This window comes from Vagococcus penaei (genome assembly GCF_001998885.1).
Classification (GTDB): Bacteria; Bacillota; Bacilli; order Lactobacillales; family Vagococcaceae; genus Vagococcus; species Vagococcus penaei.
On sequence record NZ_CP019609.1, the window covers coordinates 2,330,207 to 2,350,859 of the forward strand.

25 protein-coding genes and 1 pseudogene are annotated in these 20,653 nt (G+C 34.5%); 22 read left to right on the forward strand and 4 right to left on the reverse strand.

Annotated elements, in window-relative coordinates:
• Positions 1-117 precede the first annotated feature (117 nt).
• From BW732_RS11095 to BW732_RS11115, 5 genes are all read left to right on the forward strand, one after another.
• Positions 118-393: an HU family DNA-binding protein gene (locus BW732_RS11095; protein WP_077276796.1), complete on the forward strand. Its 276-nt coding sequence runs from the start codon at positions 118-120 to the stop codon at positions 391-393.
• Positions 394-538: 145 nt separating this feature from the next.
• Positions 539-781, forward strand: coding sequence for a GlsB/YeaQ/YmgE family stress response membrane protein (locus tag BW732_RS11100; protein WP_077276797.1), 243 nt, complete (start codon positions 539-541; stop codon positions 779-781).
• A 75-nt stretch (positions 782-856) separates the two neighbouring features.
• Positions 857-1,900, forward strand: coding sequence for a hypothetical protein (locus BW732_RS11105; protein ID WP_077276798.1), 1,044 nt, complete (start codon positions 857-859; stop codon positions 1,898-1,900).
• 12 nt (positions 1,901-1,912) lie between these two features.
• Positions 1,913-3,172, forward strand: coding sequence for a tetratricopeptide repeat protein (locus tag BW732_RS11110; protein ID WP_077276799.1), 1,260 nt, complete (start codon positions 1,913-1,915; stop codon positions 3,170-3,172).
• A gap of 2 nt (positions 3,173-3,174) precedes the next feature.
• A complete protein-coding gene (locus BW732_RS11115) occupies positions 3,175-3,714 on the forward strand; it encodes a YpiB family protein (RefSeq protein ID WP_077276800.1) in 540 nt (179 codons plus the stop codon).
• Between the two features lie 46 nt (positions 3,715-3,760).
• Here BW732_RS11115 and BW732_RS11120 read toward each other — a convergent pair whose 3' ends face one another.
• The gene (locus BW732_RS11120; protein ID WP_179946095.1) at positions 3,761-4,657 is read right to left on the reverse strand and encodes a YitT family protein; all 897 of its coding nucleotides are present in this window, start codon (positions 4,655-4,657) and stop codon (positions 3,761-3,763) included.
• A gap of 277 nt (positions 4,658-4,934) precedes the next feature.
• Here BW732_RS11120 and BW732_RS11125 point away from each other — a divergent pair, with 277 nt between their 5' ends.
• The 8 genes and pseudogenes from BW732_RS11125 (at position 4,935) to BW732_RS11160 (ending at position 11,743) form a co-directional block, all read left to right on the forward strand.
• On the forward strand, positions 4,935-5,276 hold the full coding sequence (locus BW732_RS11125) for a nucleotide pyrophosphohydrolase (protein WP_077276801.1): 342 nt from the start codon (positions 4,935-4,937) through the stop codon (positions 5,274-5,276).
• Positions 5,273-6,073: a 4-hydroxy-tetrahydrodipicolinate reductase gene (gene dapB / locus BW732_RS11130; RefSeq protein WP_077276802.1), complete on the forward strand. Its 801-nt coding sequence runs from the start codon at positions 5,273-5,275 to the stop codon at positions 6,071-6,073. The genes BW732_RS11125 and dapB overlap by 4 nt, the downstream gene beginning before the upstream one ends.
• On the forward strand, positions 6,070-7,284 hold the full coding sequence (locus BW732_RS11135; protein ID WP_077276924.1) for a CCA tRNA nucleotidyltransferase: 1,215 nt from the start codon (positions 6,070-6,072) through the stop codon (positions 7,282-7,284). Before dapB ends, BW732_RS11135 begins: the two co-directional genes overlap by 4 nt.
• On the forward strand, positions 7,274-7,636 hold the full coding sequence (locus tag BW732_RS11140; RefSeq protein ID WP_077276803.1) for a thioesterase family protein: 363 nt from the start codon (positions 7,274-7,276) through the stop codon (positions 7,634-7,636). The genes BW732_RS11135 and BW732_RS11140 overlap by 11 nt, the downstream gene beginning before the upstream one ends.
• Before the next feature lie 104 nt (positions 7,637-7,740).
• Entirely contained in the window at positions 7,741-8,199 is a 459-nt protein-coding gene (locus BW732_RS11145) for a hypothetical protein (RefSeq protein ID WP_077276804.1), read from the forward strand.
• Positions 8,200-8,343: 144 nt separating this feature from the next.
• Positions 8,344-10,250: pseudogene (locus BW732_RS11150) on the forward strand (ABC-F family ATP-binding cassette domain-containing protein).
• A gap of 13 nt (positions 10,251-10,263) precedes the next feature.
• Complete coding sequence (locus tag BW732_RS11155; protein WP_077276805.1) at positions 10,264-11,211, forward strand: thymidylate synthase; 948 nt, start codon at positions 10,264-10,266, stop codon at positions 11,209-11,211.
• A 34-nt stretch (positions 11,212-11,245) separates the two neighbouring features.
• Positions 11,246-11,743: a dihydrofolate reductase gene (locus BW732_RS11160; protein ID WP_077276806.1), complete on the forward strand. Its 498-nt coding sequence runs from the start codon at positions 11,246-11,248 to the stop codon at positions 11,741-11,743.
• A gap of 40 nt (positions 11,744-11,783) precedes the next feature.
• On the opposite strand, the gene trhA is transcribed toward BW732_RS11160, so the two are convergent.
• Positions 11,784-12,440: a PAQR family membrane homeostasis protein TrhA gene (trhA, locus tag BW732_RS11165; RefSeq protein ID WP_126844166.1), complete on the reverse strand. Its 657-nt coding sequence runs from the start codon at positions 12,438-12,440 to the stop codon at positions 11,784-11,786.
• Between the two features lie 109 nt (positions 12,441-12,549).
• Here trhA and BW732_RS11170 point away from each other — a divergent pair, with 109 nt between their 5' ends.
• The 6 genes from BW732_RS11170 to BW732_RS11195 all read left to right on the forward strand — a co-directional run bounded on the left by BW732_RS11170 (position 12,550) and on the right by BW732_RS11195 (position 17,280).
• The gene (locus BW732_RS11170) at positions 12,550-13,386 is read left to right on the forward strand and encodes a DegV family protein (protein WP_077276808.1); all 837 of its coding nucleotides are present in this window, start codon (positions 12,550-12,552) and stop codon (positions 13,384-13,386) included.
• A 63-nt stretch (positions 13,387-13,449) separates the two neighbouring features.
• Positions 13,450-14,355 (forward strand): SGNH/GDSL hydrolase family protein, encoded by a 906-nt coding sequence (locus BW732_RS11175; protein ID WP_077276809.1) that lies wholly within the window; start codon positions 13,450-13,452, stop codon positions 14,353-14,355.
• A 10-nt stretch (positions 14,356-14,365) separates the two neighbouring features.
• On the forward strand, positions 14,366-15,028 hold the full coding sequence (locus tag BW732_RS11180; protein WP_077276810.1) for a YpmS family protein: 663 nt from the start codon (positions 14,366-14,368) through the stop codon (positions 15,026-15,028).
• 5 nt (positions 15,029-15,033) lie between these two features.
• Positions 15,034-15,549 (forward strand): peptide-methionine (S)-S-oxide reductase MsrA, encoded by a 516-nt coding sequence (gene msrA, locus BW732_RS11185; RefSeq protein WP_077276925.1) that lies wholly within the window; start codon positions 15,034-15,036, stop codon positions 15,547-15,549.
• A gap of 5 nt (positions 15,550-15,554) precedes the next feature.
• Positions 15,555-15,773 (forward strand): YozE family protein, encoded by a 219-nt coding sequence (locus tag BW732_RS11190; protein WP_077276811.1) that lies wholly within the window; start codon positions 15,555-15,557, stop codon positions 15,771-15,773.
• Between the two features lie 19 nt (positions 15,774-15,792).
• Positions 15,793-17,280: a S41 family peptidase gene (locus BW732_RS11195; protein WP_228414945.1), complete on the forward strand. Its 1,488-nt coding sequence runs from the start codon at positions 15,793-15,795 to the stop codon at positions 17,278-17,280.
• A 121-nt stretch (positions 17,281-17,401) separates the two neighbouring features.
• Here the strand turns inward: BW732_RS11195 and yidC are convergent, their stop codons facing one another.
• Both yidC and BW732_RS11205 read right to left on the reverse strand, forming a co-directional pair.
• Entirely contained in the window at positions 17,402-18,334 is a 933-nt protein-coding gene (gene yidC / locus BW732_RS11200) for a membrane protein insertase YidC (protein WP_077276812.1), read from the reverse strand.
• An 80-nt stretch (positions 18,335-18,414) separates the two neighbouring features.
• The gene (locus tag BW732_RS11205) at positions 18,415-18,687 is read right to left on the reverse strand and encodes an acylphosphatase (protein ID WP_077276813.1); all 273 of its coding nucleotides are present in this window, start codon (positions 18,685-18,687) and stop codon (positions 18,415-18,417) included.
• Positions 18,688-18,806: 119 nt separating this feature from the next.
• Here BW732_RS11205 and BW732_RS11210 point away from each other — a divergent pair, with 119 nt between their 5' ends.
• From BW732_RS11210 to BW732_RS11220, 3 genes are all read left to right on the forward strand, one after another.
• The gene (locus BW732_RS11210) at positions 18,807-19,565 is read left to right on the forward strand and encodes a TrmH family RNA methyltransferase (RefSeq protein WP_077276814.1); all 759 of its coding nucleotides are present in this window, start codon (positions 18,807-18,809) and stop codon (positions 19,563-19,565) included.
• Positions 19,566-19,685: 120 nt separating this feature from the next.
• Positions 19,686-20,186, forward strand: a complete 501-nt coding sequence (locus BW732_RS11215) for an HD domain-containing protein (protein ID WP_077276815.1) — start codon at positions 19,686-19,688, stop codon at positions 20,184-20,186.
• Between the two features lie 86 nt (positions 20,187-20,272).
• A complete protein-coding gene (locus BW732_RS11220; RefSeq protein WP_077276816.1) occupies positions 20,273-20,620 on the forward strand; it encodes a winged helix-turn-helix transcriptional regulator in 348 nt (115 codons plus the stop codon).
• Positions 20,621-20,653: the final 33 nt, after the last annotated feature.

Here is a 20,653-nt window from a genome sequence, read left to right on the forward strand (position 1 = left end):
GAAATATTGAAAGGCAATATTTCCATTTATCATTTTTGGACCACTCAAAAATGATCGCCTGTAAAAAATGATGTTGAATAATACATCAATTTCCTTTTGAGGAGGTGAAACTTAGACATGGCTAACAAAGCAGAATTAATCGAAAAAGTTGCTGAAGCAACGGGCTTAACTAAAAAAGATGCAACTGCATCTGTTGACGCAGTTTTTGCATCAATTCAAGACTTTTTATCTGAAGGAGAAAAAGTTCAATTAATCGGTTTTGGTAACTTTGAAGTGCGTGAACGTGCAGCTCGTAAAGGTCGTAACCCACAAACTGGTGAAGAAATCCAAATCGCAGCTAGCAAAGTACCTGCATTTAAACCAGGTAAAGCGTTAAAAGATGCTGTAAAATAATTGATTCTTTAAATGTTTAAATTATAAACATTCAAACAAAAAACTCAATTCTAGTGCTTACTAGAATTGAGTTTTTTTGTTTGATTGCAATTTTATTTAAAACGTTTTAGAATAGAGTTAATTCTAATTAAGGAGGGTTTCGTCTATGTATTGGATTTGGGTACTAATTGTCGGTGCAATTATTGGTGCGATTGCAGGTGCAATTGCTAACAAAGGAGACTCTAAGGGCTGCATTTTTAATATTATTGCTGGATTATTAGGTTCAACAATTGGGCAAAAATTATTTGGTGAATGGGGATTTCAATTAGGCGGTATGGCAGTCATACCATCTATCTTAGGTGCTGTGATTGTCGTTGCAGTGGTATCTGTTTTTACTAGTCGTAGTTAATCATAAAATAAATTTTTGAGTAAAACTACCAGGGCGATAGTGTCTAATGGTAGTTTTTTTAGGAGGCCAGATAAATTGAAAACAATCCATGAGGGCATGACAGTGATTTATGCTGAGTCTTTTCGTCAACTTTTACAGGAAAATAAACTAACTACTTTATTTCAACCCCCGTCATTATTATTTGTATCGACCGTTGATATCTATGATCAATTATACGATAGCGTAACGAGACATTGTGATTCATCTGACCAATTTCAGTGGTTTATTTGTCCCAATGAGTTCAAAGTGAATACGTTAGAGACGATTCAAAAATTATATCAGTTTATTGATGACATGAAGTTGCCTACTGGGACGCGATTAATTGGATTTGGTGATGATGAACTAGCTAATATGTGTGGTTATTTAGCAGAAAGTCATATTGTCATCAAAGATTATTATTTTTTGGCAATCAATTTTTCTGGCTTTGTGACAGCAGTTAGCTGTCAACCAAGTTTAATTAATCGATCACTGACAACTACGACTCGTTTTTTGACTAATGATAAATTAAAAGGGCTAATCTATGATGCATCACTAGCTAGGCATTTGGCTAAAGGAAATGCTGAGTCACTGAGCTTGCTAGTCCTTTTTAAATATGCACTGACCACTAATAAGATGCTTTTAAAACGTTTGTATCAAGAAAGTTTAACGAAACCCTTATCACTGACTGTTTATTGTGATGATATTTTAAGAACGCTTACTAATCAAACGGCCGATTTTTTATGTTTTGGTGATTTTTTTACGACGGGTCTATATCAAACCGAGGGAGCGCACTATCTAACGTTTACGCAAAAAAAGTGGCTGGGCTGTTTACTACAATTTTTTTGGTGTCAACGCCAATTCAATGTTAAAATAGAAGGAAATCAACTGATTGAGTGGTTGCAATGGTTAATTAAAGAGTCGCTAGTTTTACCGAATAATATTTTATCTTCTGATTTAAGTAATGAGATTTATCAAGAATGTCGACGATATCAGCAAATTCAAGCGATTACGGCTCTTGGTGTGAGTAATCAAGTCACGATTCCTAGTCAAGAGAGTCTTTATGAAACCATTGAAGAGTATCGTCAGTTAATTAAAATATAAGGGGTTTTCCAGATGTCATATAGTAAAGAAATGTTAGAAGCAATCTCCGAAGGCGAATTAATTGACGCACAGGAAAAATTTGAACAGGCGATGATCTTAGATACGCCTGAAGAAAAATACCAATTAGCAGCCTATTTATTTGAATTGGGCTTTTTAGAAGAATCAGAACAGTTATATCAAAATTTATTAGCTGACTTTCCTGAAGAAGAAGGGATTAAAATTTCTTTAGCTGAGATTGCTATTGAAAACGACGATATTGGTCGCGCACAAACATTATTAAATGACATTCTGCCAAGCAGTGATGTCTATGTTCAAAGTTTATTGACGCAAGCAGATTTATATCAACAACTTGATATACCTGAAGTTAGTCAACAAAAATTACGGGAAGCTAAGCTAATTTTGCCAGATGAGCCATTAATTGATTTAGCTTTAGCGGAATTATTCTTTTCCATTGAAGATTACAATGATGCTGTACCGATTTATGAAGAGTTATTGGTAGCTGAAGATTCTGGTGAATTAGCATCAACTATCAGTATAACTGAACGCTTAGGCGTTGCATTATCACGTATGGGGAATTTTGAGGAAGCTGTCATGTATCTAGAACAAGCTATTGAGCGTGATGAAACTGCAGAAGCACTCTTCCAATTAGCCTTAACTTATTATCAATTAGAGGAATTAGAGCGAACAACTGAGTTACTGCAACATATTAAGGAATTAAATGAAGAATTTTTACAAGTGTATTATCCTTTAGCGCAAGTCCTAAGTGATCAAGGTTTATTTGAAGAAGCTGCAGAAGTTGCTCAAATTGGTATTGACAAAAATCCCTATGATCTTAATTTATACCATGTGGCATCTATTGTAGCATATCAACTTGGTCAAAGTGAGAATGCGAAGCAACAGTTAATGCAAGCAATTGCTTTAGACGATAGTGATTTTTCAAAATTAAAATTAGCTGAATTATTATTAAAAGAGGACGACTATGACGATGTGATTGACCTTGTTGATCAATTAGAAAATAGCGAACAAGGTCATGCACAATGGTATTTAGCTCAAGCTTATAATGGTTTAGAAGAGTATGAGCAAGCCAAAATTGCCTTTAATTTAGCTAAAATTGAATTGGCTGACGAGCCAGGTTTTATTCGTGATTACGGACTGTTCCTACGTGAAGAAGGCCAATTGGATGAAACTAAAAAATGGCTCACACATTATTTAACGTTTGTACCGGATGACATTGAAGTGGTGGAATTATTGTCTAGTATAGGTGGTGACTAATTGTGTCTAAGCTTAGTGGAAAAAAGCAATTTTTAAATTGGCTGATTCAAACGATTCCTTTGAAGCAACGTGAAGCTTATTGGATATTGAATTATTTGTTGAATCATGAAATTATTCTAACTAAAACACAATTTGTGGAACGGACAGATGTCACACCAAGAGGGTTATATATTGCTGATGTGCACTCAACTAATAATGGATTGATTCTATATAAAGATGAGTTAATGTTTGAGGATCCCGAACAAATTTTTCATGAAATCCGAATGAATTGGCGACAACCATTATATTTGGCGATCGATTTTGTTGATTCAGAAAAGGCATTACTCTATCAATCAATTTTAGAAACTAATCCTTATTATGATGAAAGTGGGACAGATAGCCTATTTTATGAGCGGCTAGATGCTGATTTTAATAATGAGCAGTATCGTTATCAGCTGGACTGGTTAACCTTAAAAATTAATGAAGCTTTAGAAACGGGGAATCGTGCTTTATTCGAAAAGTACAGCTATCAGTATAATGAGTTAAAAAATCTATCTAATTAATTAAAACGCCTTTTAAGTACATAAAGATACTTAAAAGGCGTTTTATTTAGTTTTTTTTCAGTTTAAAACTGCGTCTATTTTTGATTTTGTTTTCTGGATGATAGGTAAACCCCTCACCTAAAACTTCTTTAACATCTGTAATCGATATAAAGGCATTAGGATCTCGTTCTGCACAAATATCTTTGATCTGAGCAAGTTCAGCTAAACTTGCTACACAATAAATGACGTCACGTTCCTTACTTGTGTAGGCACCCTCAGACTTTAAGAAAGTCACACCACGATCTAAATCATGGACAATGGTTTTAGCGATGTCACGACTATAATCAGAAATAATCAGCACACCTTTCGCGCTATAAGCACCACCTTGGACAACATCGACCACCTTGCTAAAAACAAAAACAGTGATTAAGGTATAAATCATTTCACGTAAATCAAGATAGGTTAATGATAATAATAAAACAAAAACGTCTAACATTAGCAAAGATTTACCAATTGTAAAACCAAGTTTTTTTTCAATGACTCGGGCGATGATGTCGGTTCCACCAGTTGTCCCACCAAATTTATACACAATACCACTGCCGATTCCTGTACAAATACCTGCTAAAAGAGCAGCGATTAATAAGTCTTGGTGAACAGAAATATGCAATGGGTGATCTTGCCAAAACCATAAGTTTATCGTGAGTGAAATCGTCCCGATTAGGGTATAAATAATAGGTTTAAAACCTAATTGCTTGATTCCAAATAATAAAAGTGGAATATTTAAAACTAATGTAGATAGGGCTGGTTTGATGTGAAATAAATTGTAAATAATCAAGGTGATACCAGTTAATCCACCTTCCGCTAAATTATTTGCCATGTTAAAATTAACCAACCCAACACTGAAGATACTTGTTCCAATAAAAATCATCAGTGAATCTAAAAAAAATTGCTTTGATAACTTCACTTTTTTCACTCCTTTTCCTAGCTATCATCATATCACTGAGAATATACAACAACAAGATACTGTCGGATTTTTTTATCATTTGCTTCGATAAATAACTTGAATAAACTTTTTTGAAATGTTATTCATCAAGATGATTAATTTGTTATTAGTTATCGATTTAAGTCTAAGTGCATGTTAAAATGTTTTAAAGATAGATTGAGCTCGTTTTAGTTGATTAACTAGACGGTTCTAATTAATTTCAATATCATAGGTTATAAAAATTTTAGGGAGTGAGCTCATGGAAAAAGAACAATCAATGCGTCAAATGCAAGAGCAGGTTGACCATTATATTCAACAATTTAAAACTGGTTATTTTTCGCCATTAGCACAAATGGCAAGATTAACGGAAGAATTGGGAGAGTTAGCCCGTGAGATAAATCATGTTTATGGTGAAAAACCAAAAAAAGCAACTGAAGCTGAAAAAAAAGTCGCAGAGGAATTAGGAGATGTTCTGATTGTGTTAATCACTATGGCTAATTCATTAGATATCGATTTAACTGAAGTCTTTGATGAAAATATGGCAAAGTTTAATCAGCGAGATGCTTACCGATTTGAGAGAAAGGATGGTCGGACTAAATGATTCAAGTTATTGTTGCAGGTTTTAGAGGTAAAATGGGTCAAGCGTGTACACAAATGATTTTAGACCATCCCGATTTTCAACTGGTCGGTGTCATGGATCCTAAAGTTGATGTCAAGGAATTAGCAGATGTATCTGGTTATCAAGCGTGTCAAATGACTGTTCCTGTTTTTAATTCTCAAATTCAAGCTTTTGCTAGTGTACCGCATGCTGACATTTGGATTGACTTTACAGTACCAGAAGTAGCCTATCAACATGTTGAGACAGCCTTACGTAATGGTGTTCGCCCTGTTGTCGGCACAACAGGATTTAGTGATGAAGAAATCACTAATCTGATTGAATTGTCGCAAATTCAAAAAGTGGGAGGGATTATTGCACCTAACTTTGCTATCGGAGCAATTTTGATGATGGAATTTGCTCAAAAGGCTGCTCAGTATTTTCCAGATGTTGAAATTATTGAACTCCATCATGACAATAAAATTGATGCTCCTAGTGGAACGGCATTAAAAACTGCTGAAATGATTAGCGATGTTCGTGGAATAAACATCCAAGGCCACCCGCATGAAGTTGAGTTGATTCCTGGAGCAAGAGGAGCAGACTACCAAGGGTTGAAAATTCACAGTGTACGGCTACCAGGTTTAATTGCCCATCAACAAGTCCAATTTGGTGGGAAAGGTGAGGGTTTGCTTATTCGTCATGACAGCTATAATCGAGAATCATTTATGACTGGTGTTGCCTTAGCGTGTATGAAGGTTATGGGAACCGATGAATTAGTGTATGGATTGGAACGATGGATATGATAAGTAATCAAGAATTACCAACCGAATTTTTAGAAGCTATTCCTGTTTTAAAAGAAATTGAGCAGGCAGGATTTGAGGCATATTTTGTTGGTGGTAGTGTTCGAGATATGTTTTTGGGGCATCCGATTCATGATGTAGATATTGCGACTAGTGCTTATCCTGAAGAAATTAAACAAATTTTCAAACGGACAGTTGATGTGGGAATTGAGCATGGAACAGTTTTAGTGCTAATTGGTGAAGAACAATATGAAGTCACAACTTTTAGAACTGAATCAACCTATCAAGATTATCGTCGTCCGGATAAAGTGACATTTGTGCGGTCACTGGAGGAGGATTTAAAACGCCGTGATTTCACGATGAATGCCCTCGCAATGACGGCTGATGGTGAATTGATTGACTTGTTTGATGGTTTGAAGGCTATCAAACAGCAACAAATTATAGCTGTAGGAAAACCTAATGAACGTTTTAATGAAGATGCTTTAAGAATGATGCGAGGCTTACGATTCGCTTCACAATTAGATTTTAGTATTGAAGAAGCAACACTGTCAGCAATTACTGAACATGCTCACCTTTTAAAAGAAATTTCAGTTGAACGGATTTGTGTTGAATGGGTGAAATTGTTACTTGGTAAGAATCCTAGATGGGGTGTTGAGCTATTTCTTACAACCGAATGTTTTAACTATTGTCCTGGACTGATTAATCAACAATTAGAATTATGTCGTTTACAAACGAAACTCACTACTGTTATATCTAGTGAAGAATTAGCTTGGATTTTACTCCTTGATCATTTAACTGTTAAAAATACTAAAAAATGGTTGAAACAGTGGAAGTTATCGAATAAGATGATTCAATCTGTCACAGATGCCCTAAATTATTTACCTATTAGACGTACCAAGGGAGATTGGACAAAAGATATGCTGTATGAAGCTGGTGCAGAAACCATTTGTTTAGTTGAACAGGTGCTAACATATCTAGGTGAAGATGGCCATGAATCACTCTATTTAGAAGCATATCAAAAGTTGCCTATTCATTCATTACATGAACTAGAGATATCTGGTAAGGACTTGCTCGAAAATTTAGATAAATCGCCAGGTGCTTGGGTTGGAATCACCTTGAATCATTTAGCAAATTTAGTCTTACATAATCAGTTAACTAATAACCATAATGAATTATTACTTTATTGTCAGAAGGAGCTAAGAGATGATGTATAGTCAAGACTATTTAGTTACGCAAGAAATGACTGCAGAATCAATGAAGTCAGGTGATTTGCCGGTATTAGCAACACCTAGCGTGATAGCCATTGTTGAGCAAACGTGTCGTGATTATTTGAGCCAAGAACTTGCTACTGAAATGACAACAGTCGGTGTTGCTATCGAGTGTCAACATCTTTTACCGACTGTGGTTAGTAAGCACGTATTAGTAACTATTAAATTAATAGAGCAAACCGAACGGAAAAGTCGATTCACTTATTCAGTTTTTGATAACCAGCAAGAAATTGCTAGGGGAACACATACACGTGTGATAGTTAATCGGGAAAAATTTATGCAAAATATTAGCATGTGAAGAATTTGTGAAATATTTAATAAAGTTGTTTTATTTGTGAAGCTTACATGTTATAATAATCTTGTAAGAACGAAAACACCCTATTGAGAAAGAGGAGATTATATATGTCAAAAGAAATGACTTCTTTTAAATTTTACTTTAGAAATGGTGAAACATGGACGATTAATCGTGATTGCATCGGAGATTTGTGGATTCGCCACGTAACTACTAGCTATGGTCGAATCAATGGTAGTGATTTCCAAAAGATTAACCCTTGTGAAGGAATCAAAATTGAAATTTTTGATGAAGCTGATCACGTTCAAACAGATGATATTAACTTAGGTGGTCTAGAGTCTGGTATGTTCGGTCGCGCATTAAAATATCAAGATATTGAAAAAATGAGTATTCATTTTGACGATAATACAAGTGATTTAATCTATTTCCCTTACAAAGACAAAGGCACACCTGGACAAGAAGGTTTAGATAATGCTTATCAAACCACACAAATTTCAGGCGACAATAAATTATATATTGTTATCGATGCTGAAAAAACAGTCAATGATATTTACGGCGATAAATTCTAAATAAATCTTTCGATAAAATATTGTACTTATAATGACTTCACAAGCTATTTCCTTGTGAGGTGATTGTAAGTATTTTTTTGTTTATTTGATGATGGCTTGAAAATCTGTTAAAATAAATAAGATTATTAGGAAATTAGGTGGACTATGAAAATATTAAGAGCGGATCATCTATCAAAATCATATGGAGAAAAAGTTCTTTTAAATGATGTGTCATTTTTGATAAAAGAAAAAGACCGTATTGGTTTGATTGGAATTAATGGGACTGGAAAATCGACGTTGATGTCAATTTTAGCGCGTGTTGATCAAGCAGAGACGGGTGATATTGATCATCCGCACGACTATCAAATTGGTTACTTATCACAACAAGCAACATTTAATGATGATGATTTAGTATTAGATGTGATTTTTGACAGCCATTCTCCTATTATGCAAGCAGTCAAACGTTATGAAAAAGCACTCGATAACTTAACGACTGATAGCACTAATGAGGCTTATCAACTTGCTTATACTAAAGCTGAAGATGAGATGAATCGTGAAGATGCTTGGATTGCTGATACAAATGCGAAAACTATTTTAAGTAAATTAGGTATTTTAATGTTACATAAAAAAGTTAGTGAATTATCGGGTGGACAAAAAAACGTCTAGGGTTAGCTCAAGTACTTATTCAAGAACCTGATTTATTATTACTAGATGAACCCACAAACCATTTAGACTATCAAAGTATTGAATGGCTTGAAAATTATTTAAAAGGTTACAGAGGGGCACTAGTAGTCACGACACATGATCGATATTTCTTAGATCGAGTAACAAATAGAATTCTTGAGTTGTCTAAAGGTGATTTATACGAATATCAAGGAAATTATGAAGCGTATTTAGTGCAACGCGCTGAACGTGAAGAAATTGAAGAAAAACAACAGCATAAGAATAAACAGTTATTTAAACAAGAGTTAGCCTGGATGCGTGCAGGTGTTCAAGGTCGCGGTACAAAGCAGCAAGCTAGAATTAATCGTTTTAACGACTTGAAAGAGACCGTTAATCAGTCGCAAGCTGCTGATGATTTAACGTTTTCAACCGGGACACAACGTCTTGGGAAAAAAGTCCTTGATTTAGTTCATGGTAGTTATCACATAGAGGATAAAGTGATTTTAGATGATTTTTCGTGCTTAATTCAATCTAGAGAGCGACTAGGTATTACCGGTGAGAATGGAAGCGGTAAATCAACGTTATTAAACCTCTTAAGTGGCCGATTAACGCTTGACTCTGGTGAGCTAGAAGTTGGGGAAACAGTTAAAATTGGTTACTATACGCAAGAAAATGAGCAAATGGATGAATCAAAGCGAATGATTGCTTATTTGCAAGAAAAAGCCGAAGAAGTGAAACAAGCTGATGGGACAACAATCAGTGTCACAGAATTATTAGAGCGGTTTTTATTTCCACGCAACATGCATGGGGCACTTATCTCTAAGCTATCGGGTGGGGAAAAACGACGCTTATTTTTATTAAATATTTTAATTCAACAGCCAAATGTATTGCTACTAGATGAACCAACCAATGATTTAGATATTGAAACTCTGACAATTTTAGAAGATTATCTAGAGTCGTTTCCGGGTGCTGTTATTACAGTCAGCCATGATCGGTATTTTTTAGATAAAACAATGGATAAATTACTAATTTTTAAAGGGAATGGACGTATTGAGCGTTATTTTGGTCGTATGACAGATTATTTAATGACTAGTCAAACGGAAAAAGAATCACAGTCAGTGGCAACTAAAACAACTACAGCTAATAAGCAGCAGGCTGACCATAAGATTGAACAAATAAGTGACAATAAAACTAAATTAACGTACAATGAACAAAAAGAGTGGCAAACGATTGAACAAGAAATAGATGACTTAGAACAAAAAATTGACACTGTTAATCAAACTATGTTAACTTTTTCAAATGATTCGTTAAAACTTCAAGAACTTCAAAAAGAATTAACAGAAACAGAACAGGCATTAGAAACAAAAATGGAGCGTTGGGAATATTTAAGTACGTATGCCGATAACTAAGTAGGGGGATACCATGGAAGAAGCATATTTAGATTTAGGTCGCACCATTTTACAAAATGGCGTAGAAAAAACTGATAGAACAGGTACTGGAACCAAGAGTGTCTTTGGATACCAAATGCGGTTTGATTTAGCAAAGGGTTTTCCTTTACTGACAACCAAGCGTGTGCCTTTTTCATTAATTAAAAGTGAATTATTATGGTTTATACACGGTGATACAAATATCAAGTATCTATTAGAGCATAATAATCATATTTGGGATGAGTGGGCTTTTGAACGCTATGTGAAAAGTTCTGATTATAAAGGACCCGATATGACAGATTTTGGGCGTCGTTGTTTAGTTGATGAAGATTTTAATGAAATCTACCAAAATGAATTGGCTAAATTTTGTCAATTAATTTTGACTGATGACCAGTTTGCTTTAAAATATGGAGAGTTAGGTAATATTTATGGAGCACAATGGCGTCATTGGAAAACATCACAGGGGGAAACGATTGACCAGTTGCAACAAGTTATTGATATGATTAAAACAACACCAGATTCTAGACGACTATTAGTTTCTGCTTGGAATCCAGAAGATGTACCTAATATGGCATTGCCACCGTGTCACACGATGTTTCAGTTTTATGTTGCTAACGGTAAATTGAGTTGTCAGTTATATCAACGCAGTGCTGACGTTTTTCTAGGTGTACCATTTAACATTGCGAGCTATGCATTATTAACTCATTTAATTGCACATGAAACAGGGTTAGCTGTTGGAGACTTTGTTCATACCCTTGGTGATGCTCATCTATATACTAATCACTTTGAGCAAATGTCATTACAATTAAGTAGAGAACCTAGGGAGTTACCTACTATTGAATTGAATCAAGCGAAAAAAAGTATATTTGACTTTGATATGGATGATATCCAATTGAAAAATTATCAACCACATAAAGGTATTAAAGCACCAATTGCTGTATGATGAAATGTGTTAATCTTTGGGGGAGGAATATAAAATGATAGCTGCTATATGGGCTCAGGATATGAATGGTTTAATTGGAAATAATGAGGTGTTACCATGGTATTTACCTGATGATTTGCAATTTTTTAAGCAGATGACGGAGAATAATGCCATCGTGATGGGACGTAAAACGTTTGAAGGTATGGGTAAACGACTCTTACCTAATCGTGAAACAATTGTTCTAACATCTGATAAAAATTATGATGGTAATGGAGCTATCGTAATGAACTCAGTGGAAGAAGTACTAGAATTTGCTAATGAGTTTGAAGGAATTACATTTATCACAGGTGGCGGTGAAATCTACAAAACCTTTTTACCTCATTTAGATGTATTATATCGAACGCTAATTAAAGCAGAGTTTGAGGGAGATACTTATTTTCCGTATTTAGATTGGGATGAATGGCATATTGTTAGTACAAGTGCAGGGACAGTTGATGATAAAAATCTCTATGCGCATGATTTCGAAACGTATCAACGCCATGTGAATAATTAAAAAGGTTAGGAAAGCATTGGCTTTCCTAACCTTTTTCTTATTATGTAAATAAATAAATTGAAAAATAGATAAAGCATGCACCTAGCATGACAAAAATATGCCAAATGACGTGCATGAAACGTACCTGTTTCATGCTGTAAAACCAAGCGCCAACAGTATAAGATAACCCACCCAAAAACAAAAGTAGAAAGCCATTGAAACCTAACCCATCATATAGTGGTTTGATAGCAATTAAGCACAACCAGCCCATTGCGATATATAGAAGAACACCGGCTTTATTTTTTGATTTCAACCAAATTGACTTGTAGACAATACCCATAAGAGCCAAGCTCCAAATAATACCAAAGAGTGTCCATCCTAGCCATCCTTTAATTGTCAGTAAACAAAATGGAGTATAGCTACCAGCAATTAATAGGTAGATTGAGCTATGGTCAAATATCTGAAAGACTTTTTTTGCTCGTGTGAAAATTAAACTATGAAACAAAGTAGAAAATAAAAAGAGTAAAATCATTGAAGCGCCAAAGATACTGTAAGAGACAATATAGATTGGAGAGCCAATCTTAACTCCGCGAATAATTAGTAACACTAATCCAGCAATACTTAGACCTGCACCAATACCGTGAGTGATAGCATTAAAGACTTCATTGACAATTAAATATTTCTTTGAAAAAGTTGATGGTTGTTGCATCGATGACATCCTTTCGTTTTTTTTTAAGTGAAAATCTGCCTTTTATCTGTTATACTGTACAACAGATAGGTTAATACAATTCTACACGAATATGTCGGATTTTGAAAGAGGTTTTATAATGACTAAAATAAAAATTGTTACAGACTCATCTGCGATGATTGTTCCAGAGCGTTTAAAGGAAATAGATATTCACATTGTGAGTCTGTCCGTAATGATTGATGGCACGGTTTATACTGATAGTGGTCTTGATAATATTGAATTTATAACAATGATGGAAAATTCTAAGGCACTTCCAAAAACTAGTCAACCGCCAATTGGTGAGTTTATTGAAATGTATGATAAATTAGGTGCTGATGGCAGCGAAATTATTTCAATTCATTTAACCGAAAAATTAAGCGGTACAGTCAATACAGCACGACAAGCAGCGCAAATGACACATTCTAATGTAACGGTGATTGATAGTAAATTTATTGATCAAGCATTAGGTTTTCAAGTGTATGAAGCAGCTAAACTAGCGCAAGCTGGTGCTAGCAAGGAAGCAATTCTTGAAAAAATTCAAGACGTGAAAGAAAAAACGCAGTTATTTATTGGTGTAGCAACACTAGAAAACTTGGTTAAAGGTGGACGTGTTAGTAAGTTGGCAGGTGCCTTATCAGGTTTCTTAAACATGAAGGTTATGATGGAGCTATTAAATGGTGAATTAGTTGTTGTGACTAAAGGTCGTGGTAACAAGACGTTTACTAAATGGTTGAAAAAATTGGAAGAATCTTTAGCAACACTAGATTTGAATTATATCGGCATTTCTGACGCTGGAAGTCGTGACTTAACAACTGAAATGCGAGCTTCCTTACAACAAATTTTACCAAATCAAGAAATACCAATCGTTCACACAACACCGCTTGTTTCAACACATGCTGGAAAAGGTGCCTTTGCGATAATGTTTTATTCAAAATAGAAAACTGTTTGAAGGCAGATCACAATGGTCTGCTTTTTTTTTACAAAGGGGCGAAATAAAAATATGAATAAATTAAAAAAATTACTACCAGTTGCAAGTTTTTTTATTGTTATCTGCCTTGTTACTTTTACCTTATTATCGCTATTAATTCCGCCAGCCGGTAAAATAGAGGTAAATACTAAGCCACAAGCAAAAGAAAAACGCATGGATATCTTAAGAATCAGTGCTATTGGAGATTCATTGACTGAAGGCGTTGGTGATACCACTAAAGCAGGTGGGTATGTACCGATTTTGCAACGAGATTTAACTGATTCTGAACCAATCAATGTTATTCAAATGTCGAATTTTGGTAAATCAGGTGATCGAAGTGATCAAATTCTAAAGAGACTAAAAAAAAATGAAGAGATGCAAAAATCTTTGGCCGAAGCTAATATCATTACGTTGACTGTGGGTGGGAATGATTTGATGAAAGCAATTCAAAGTCATATTTTTGGTAAACTATCACTTAAGAGTTTTGTTAAACCACGTAATCGTTACGAAGATGAGTTACAACGACTATACGATGAAATTAGGAAATATAATGCAACGGCACCTATTTATCAACTAGGAATTTATAATCCATTTTTTATGAATTTTGAAGATATCAAAGAAATGCAAGAAATTGCGGATTATTGGAATGAGGGATCGAAAGAATTTGTTAGTCGCCAAGATAATGCTTTCTTTGTACCAATTAATGAGGAGATTTCGCGGGGACTCGATGGTAAATCAGCATTAAATAATGTCGCCGATCCAACTGATAGTATAGAAGAAAATAACTCTAGCGCACAAGAAGATGCTAAAAAGGCTGTTGTAAATAATTTGATTTCAGAAGAAGATAGCTTTCATCCAAATAATCTAGGCTACCAAGTGATTGCTAATGCCTTTAAAAAAGAAATTATTGCAACGAAAGAATTATGGTTTAAGAAATGAGGAATAAAGAATGAAACGGTCAAAACCAACTGAAAAGACAGGTCAGATTGTCAGTGACAATAAATTATTAAATTTTTTTAAAAATCCTTGGAAAATTGCTTTTTTGACCTTAATAGCAATTATTCTAGGGATGGTACTATTTGTTGGGACAAGAGTTACCACAACTCGTTCGAACTATGATGCTAATGCAAAAACTAATCAAATCAGTAAAGAGCCGACGTTTCAAGTTTTACTAAAAAAAGATCAAATCAATAATATTTTAAATTTTTATTTGGATGATTTTATGAAAAAATCAGGCGTTGACTATTCATTTGCATTAGATAATGAAGCAATGTTAGAGGGTACTTTTGAGTTGTTAGGTCATCCAACACATTTTTATTTATATTTTGAACCTTATGTGCTAACTGATGGTAATGTTCAGTTACGAGCTAAAAATCTATCTGTAGGCACGTTGAGTATTCCGATTTCAGCAATGATTAACTATATCTCCCATAGTGTTGATTTTCCTGATTGGGTAGAAGTTAATGCTGATAAGCAGACGATAACGCTACATTTAGATAAATTTACATTATCAAATGGTATGCAAATTCGGGCGGATAAAATTAATTTGATTGATGATGAAATTAGTTTTAGTGTGTATTTGAATAAAAAAGAATTAGAGAAAGGCAAGTGAGAGTAATGAGTGAAACAGCAATTTTTGCAGGTGGATGTTTTTGGTGCATGATTGAACCATTTGACACACGTCCTGGTATTATATCTATAGTTTCTGGTTATACTGGTGGTTACAAAGAACACCCAACATATGAAGAAGTTTGTACTGGCTTAACTGGCCATACAGAAGCTGTTAAAATTGAGTTTGATCCTGAAATTATCTCTTACGATGAGTTATTACAAATTTACTGGCAACAGACAGACCCAACAGATGCTTTTGGACAATTTCAAGATCGTGGTGATAGCTATCGTCCAGTGATTTTTTATACAAATGACGCTCAAAAAGAAGCGGCTGAAGCAAGTAAACAAGCCTTAGCTGACTCTGGTAAGTATCTCGAGCCGATTGTGACTCAAATTGAACCAGCAAGCCCATTTTATTTGGCTGAAACCTATCATCAAGATTTTTACAAAAAACATCCAATGCGTTATAAGTTATCTCATTTAGAGAGAGAACGATTTTTAAAAAAAGTTTGGGGTGACTAGAGTTAATGAAAAGAAGTTTTTATCACTATGTTCAAACGTTTCGTGATGCTAAATTGCAAACGCCGGAAACATTATTAGCCGAAGAAATTTTTCGGGATCTGCAATTTCCAAAGCAATCAGAAGATTATGATGAACTGTCTCATTATCTAGAAACAAACGCATACTATATTCCTAGTATGGATTTATTTGATGCACTATGGGAGAAATATATTGAAACAAATTAACTAAGGAAGTGACCTGCTTGTGAAAAATGAAGATGAGAAGGATAAACAATCCTTGAATGACTTACAGCCTAAAAAGAAAAAACGTGGTATTTCGACGTTTCAATATATTATTAGTCTGATTATTATTGCGATTGTTGCATCTGGGGTGACAGTTGTAACATATGAAATGACGCATCGAGAGAAATTATCGTCGGATTCGTCTGTTAGTTCGTTACAAAGTGTTGACTACCTAAATGAACTAATTAAATTAGGGTATATTGACAAAGTTGATGAGCAAAAACTAGTTGATGGAGCATTAAAGGGGATGGTCGATGCATTAGATGACCCTTATTCGACTTATTTCAGTGCAACTGAAGCGAAAGACTTTGATGATAGTATTTCTGGTAGCTTCGAAGGAATTGGCGCTACAATGACACTTGAAGATGGTTTGCCTACAATTGCTGAACCACCGATTAAAGATTCACCAGCGGAAAAAGCTCAATTAAAAGCTGGCGATAAAATCATTAAAGTGGACGGTAAAGACGTTAAAGGTAAAGATTTAAGCGACGTGGTATCGAAAGTTCGTGGTGAAAAAGGAACTGTTGTTAAGCTTGAGATGATGCGAGATAAAGAACCATTTAATGTTGAAATTAAGCGTGATAAGATACCAATGGAATCAGTAAAAGCAACGCTTGATAAAAAAAATAAAGAAGTGGGCTATATTCAAGTTACAAGTTTTAATGAAACCACTTCTGATGAATTCAATCAAGCCGTTTCTAAGCTAGAAAAAGAAGGTGCAAAAGGATTTATCATTGATGTAAGAGGTAATCCTGGTGGTGTCTTACCTGAAGTTGAAAAAATGACAAGTCGTTTCCTTGAAAATGGTGAGACGATTGTACAATTTGAAGGTCGTGATAAAGAAAAGACAGATGATGTTGCTAGCAAAGAATTAGATGGCGGTAAGAAAATCAAGCAACCGACTGTTCTCTTGACCGATGAAAATAGTGCCAGTGCCTCTGAAATTATGGCTGCAGCCTTAAAAGATACTGGACGTTATGATATTATTGGAACAAAAACTTTTGGTAAAGGCACGGTTCAATCACTTATTCCCTTAGGTGATCAAGGTGAAGTAAAACTAACAATTAAGAAATGGTTGACACCAAAAGGAGAATGGATTCATAAAAAAGGGGTTGAACCAACAATTGAAGTAGCATATCCTGAGTATTTAAATCATCGAATGATTGATATGTCTAAGACGTATAAAGAAGGTATGATTAGTGAGGATGTTACAATCATTAATGACTACTTAAATGCTTTAGGCTATCAGACTGAGACCAAGTCTGATGTTTATACTACTGAAACAAAAACTGCAGTGAGTGAATTTCAAGACAAAGAAGGCTTAGGCGTAACTGGTGAAGTTAATAAAGAAACAGCTCAACGCTTAGTAGAAGCAATTTTAAATCACTGGAAAGAAAATGATAGTCAGTATTTAAAAGGCTTAGAAGTTATTCAAGAAAAACTAAAGTAATCAATTTGATACAAGACTAGGTGTATTGCCGTGATTAGCGGTAGACACTTAGTCTTTTTTAGCTTGATTTTTTTGATAAAAAAATGAGTCTACTTAGTTTCAAGTAGACTCATTTAAATATTTATTTTTTACGTTGTTGCTTACCTGCATTACGTCCGTTTTTATTAGTTACAGTCGCTTTTTTAGCGGGTTCTTTTTTCTTTGGACTAGGTGTTACATCTTTTAATTGTCCAGTAGTTGAGACTTTAATTGGATTCTTTTCAAAATAAGCTTCCAATTCTCGCTTGATTTTTGGTTTTTGATAAAGTGTTGAAATAGCAGATTGGATACAACTAAAAATCCCACCGATTGCCCAATACAATGTCACTCCTGCTGGAGAAGAAAACGAAATAAAGATAATCATCAATGGAGAAATATACGACATCATCCGCATTTGTTTCTTTTGCGCTTCATCCATACCAATCATTGTGACAAAACTTTGGACAAAATAACTAATACCAGCAATTGCAACTAAAAGCAAACTAGGTTTACCCAAATTTATGCCTAAAAAGACTGATTCTGAAATACCTGGAGTTACTTTGGCAGCGAAGAATAAAGCAGTAAATATTGGCATTTGGATGAGTAATGGTAGACAACCAATCCCACCAACAATACTAATATCATTTTCTTTGTATAATTTTTGTAGCTCTTGTTGCGCGGCCACAAGTTCTTCTTGTGACTGAGTATTTTTCATTTTAGCATTAATAACATCCATATGTGGCTTTAATGCAGCAATTTTTTCTTGCTGAATGGTTGATTTTTTCATTTGGCTTAAGCCTAATGGTAAAATAATTAACCTAACAACAAGGGTTAAAACGATAATAGCTAAACCAAAACCAAGGCCTAGATTATCGGCTAAATAGGTTAGGAGTTGACTCATAGGTTTCACTAAAAAATTATAAATGATTCCTTCTCCCGTTGGATTACCTGCCTTATCTGTTTTGACACAGCCTGACATCGTAATTAAAAGCATCAACAAGCCGGATGAAACCAGCCATTTCCTTAAATTTTTCATTCAATTCTTCCTTTACAATAATCTACACAAAGATAACTATAACGAATTGCTTAGGTTTTTTCAATCAATTTTAATGATTTTTAATAGGTTACTTGAAAACCTTTCGTTTTTTGATTAGTTGTATGATAGGTAACATCACAGGTATCAACACGTCCAGATGGTGTAGGTGATTTTTTAACAGCGTCAATAAATGTTGAAATTTTATTTTCTTCCCCACTTGCTTCAATATATACACGTCCATCAGACAGGTTTTTCACTAACCCGCTGACACCAATTTTATCTGCAACTATTTTAGTTAAATAACGAAAGCCAACACCTTGGACTCTACCTGATACAATTATTTGAATTTGCATAGTTTCTTCCTCACTTTCTTTCATTAATTGTAGTATATAATGCTTAATTTAAATTAACAAACTATACATGATAAAAAAATTTGTTATAATGGATGCACGAACGAGAAAAGGAAGACATCATGAAAGAAATTACATCAACTAAAAACCCATTGATTAAAGAATTAAAAAAATTACATAAAAAGAAACACCGCATCGAAACAAATAGTTACTTAATTGAAGGTGAACACCTCGTTGAAGAGGCATTTACTTACCAAGCAGAGATTATAAGCTTACTGGTTACCAAAGATAGCTATCAAGATTATCACTATTTAACAGAACAAGTGAGTGATGATTCTTTATACGTTGTGACTGATGACGTCTTAAAAGTCGTTTCTAGTTTACCCACTCCGCAAGGAATTATCGCGGTCATCCGTAAAACTGAGGTAGTGAAAAACCAACAATTAGGTCGGATGTTATTACTTGATCGAGTGCAGGATCCCGGAAATGTTGGAACAATGATTCGAACGGCGGATGCCGCTGGTTTTACTCATGTTATTTTGGGTGAAGGTTGTGCAGATATCTATCAATCAAAAGTACTCCGTGCTATGCAAGGTAGTCAATACCATTTAACGCTTGAAGAGGCTAATTTAACTGACTTTATTTTAAAACTAAAAGAAGAAAATTATCAAGTTTATGGCACTGAATTAAATGAAGAGGCAATTGATTATCGAGAAATCGAGTCAACTGATAAACTAGCTATTATCATGGGGAATGAGGGACAAGGTGTCGCTCAGGAACTATTAGAGCTAACGGATAAAAATCTGTATATTCCAATTAAAGGGAAAGCAGAATCGCTAAATGTTGCAATTGCTGCTGGTATTATTATGTTTTCGCTTTAAAAATTTACGAATTTATTAAATTAATTGACTTTTATGGTTGGAATACTTGTTACATGTTAGAATAGTTTATGTTTAAAGGTTTGTGAAGGATTATTTAAAAAGAAAGTATGTGACTCGAAAATGGCGTTAGATTGGAAAAATGATAAAGAATATGTTGCACTTGTGGAAGATTTAATTTTTACTGACGAGGTTCAAAGTTTAGCTAAATTTACACAACATCATTACTCTAATAGATTAGATCACTCAATTAGTGTGTCATATAGAAGCTATTTATTAGCAAAAAAATGGAATGGTGATGAACGAGCAACTGCCCGTGCAGGGTTACTTCATGATTTATTCTTTTATGATTGGCGAGACCAAAAAATGGGTGATGGCACGCATGCTTATGTCCATCCGAGAATTGCGTTAAAAAATGCACGTGAATTAACTGAAATTTCAAAATTAGAAGAAGATATTATTGTAAAACACATGTTTGGAGCGACAATTGCGCCACCAAAATATAAAGAAAGTTACATTGTGACTTTAGTCGATAAGTATTGCGCTTGCGAAGAAGCTATTGTTCCGTTGTATCAAAAATTGAAACACAAAGCCTCTGCTTACTTCGGACTCTCTCAAATTTAAGCCAAAAGCTAGCATTGTCTAGCTTTTTCATTTATACTAAATTGATAGAATAGTAAGTAGCAAATGTTGAATTAGGAGTGATTTAAATGACATCATGTCGAGAAAGACAATTTCAACTCTGTCCTCGTTTTGAAAAGACGTTTGCAATTTTAGGAAAAAAATGGAACGGCTTAATTATTGATGTCTTACTAGAAGAGGGGCCACAGCGCTTTGTGGAACTTGCTTCTAAGATTCCAGATGTTAGTGACCGTGTCTTAGTCGAACGTTTAAAAGAACTTGAAGAAAAAGAAATACTGGCACGTTTAGTCCTTGAAGATGAAAATAATCGAATTGTCTACCAATTAACCGAAAAAGGCCAAGATTTAAAACGTGTGATGGATGAAATTCAGTCATGGGGTGAACGTTGGGTGACTATTAGTCAACCAACGACTTGACCTTTTAGTCGAAATCTTGTAGACTAACTGATA

Coding starts and splice junctions, on each gene's coding strand:
- BW732_RS11095 (WP_077276796.1), top strand. CDS start 118: ATGGCTAACAAAGCAGAATTAATCGAAAAAGTTGCTGAAGCAACGGGC.
- BW732_RS11100 (WP_077276797.1), top strand. CDS start 539: ATGTATTGGATTTGGGTACTAATTGTCGGTGCAATTATTGGTGCGATT.
- BW732_RS11110 (WP_077276799.1), top strand. CDS start 1,913: ATGTCATATAGTAAAGAAATGTTAGAAGCAATCTCCGAAGGCGAATTA.
- BW732_RS11125 (WP_077276801.1), top strand. CDS start 4,935: ATGGAAAAAGAACAATCAATGCGTCAAATGCAAGAGCAGGTTGACCAT.
- dapB (WP_077276802.1), top strand. CDS start 5,273: ATGATTCAAGTTATTGTTGCAGGTTTTAGAGGTAAAATGGGTCAAGCG.
- BW732_RS11135 (WP_077276924.1), top strand. CDS start 6,070: ATGATAAGTAATCAAGAATTACCAACCGAATTTTTAGAAGCTATTCCT.
- BW732_RS11140 (WP_077276803.1), top strand. CDS start 7,274: ATGATGTATAGTCAAGACTATTTAGTTACGCAAGAAATGACTGCAGAA.
- BW732_RS11145 (WP_077276804.1), top strand. CDS start 7,741: ATGTCAAAAGAAATGACTTCTTTTAAATTTTACTTTAGAAATGGTGAA.
- BW732_RS11155 (WP_077276805.1), top strand. CDS start 10,264: ATGGAAGAAGCATATTTAGATTTAGGTCGCACCATTTTACAAAATGGC.
- BW732_RS11160 (WP_077276806.1), top strand. CDS start 11,246: ATGATAGCTGCTATATGGGCTCAGGATATGAATGGTTTAATTGGAAAT.
- trhA (WP_126844166.1), bottom strand. CDS start 12,440: ATGTCATCGATGCAACAACCATCAACTTTTTCAAAGAAATATTTAATT.
- BW732_RS11170 (WP_077276808.1), top strand. CDS start 12,550: ATGACTAAAATAAAAATTGTTACAGACTCATCTGCGATGATTGTTCCA.
- BW732_RS11175 (WP_077276809.1), top strand. CDS start 13,450: ATGAATAAATTAAAAAAATTACTACCAGTTGCAAGTTTTTTTATTGTT.
- BW732_RS11180 (WP_077276810.1), top strand. CDS start 14,366: ATGAAACGGTCAAAACCAACTGAAAAGACAGGTCAGATTGTCAGTGAC.
- msrA (WP_077276925.1), top strand. CDS start 15,034: ATGAGTGAAACAGCAATTTTTGCAGGTGGATGTTTTTGGTGCATGATT.
- BW732_RS11190 (WP_077276811.1), top strand. CDS start 15,555: ATGAAAAGAAGTTTTTATCACTATGTTCAAACGTTTCGTGATGCTAAA.
- yidC (WP_077276812.1), bottom strand. CDS start 18,334: ATGAAAAATTTAAGGAAATGGCTGGTTTCATCCGGCTTGTTGATGCTT.
- BW732_RS11205 (WP_077276813.1), bottom strand. CDS start 18,687: ATGCAAATTCAAATAATTGTATCAGGTAGAGTCCAAGGTGTTGGCTTT.
- BW732_RS11210 (WP_077276814.1), top strand. CDS start 18,807: ATGAAAGAAATTACATCAACTAAAAACCCATTGATTAAAGAATTAAAA.
- BW732_RS11215 (WP_077276815.1), top strand. CDS start 19,686: ATGGCGTTAGATTGGAAAAATGATAAAGAATATGTTGCACTTGTGGAA.
- BW732_RS11220 (WP_077276816.1), top strand. CDS start 20,273: ATGACATCATGTCGAGAAAGACAATTTCAACTCTGTCCTCGTTTTGAA.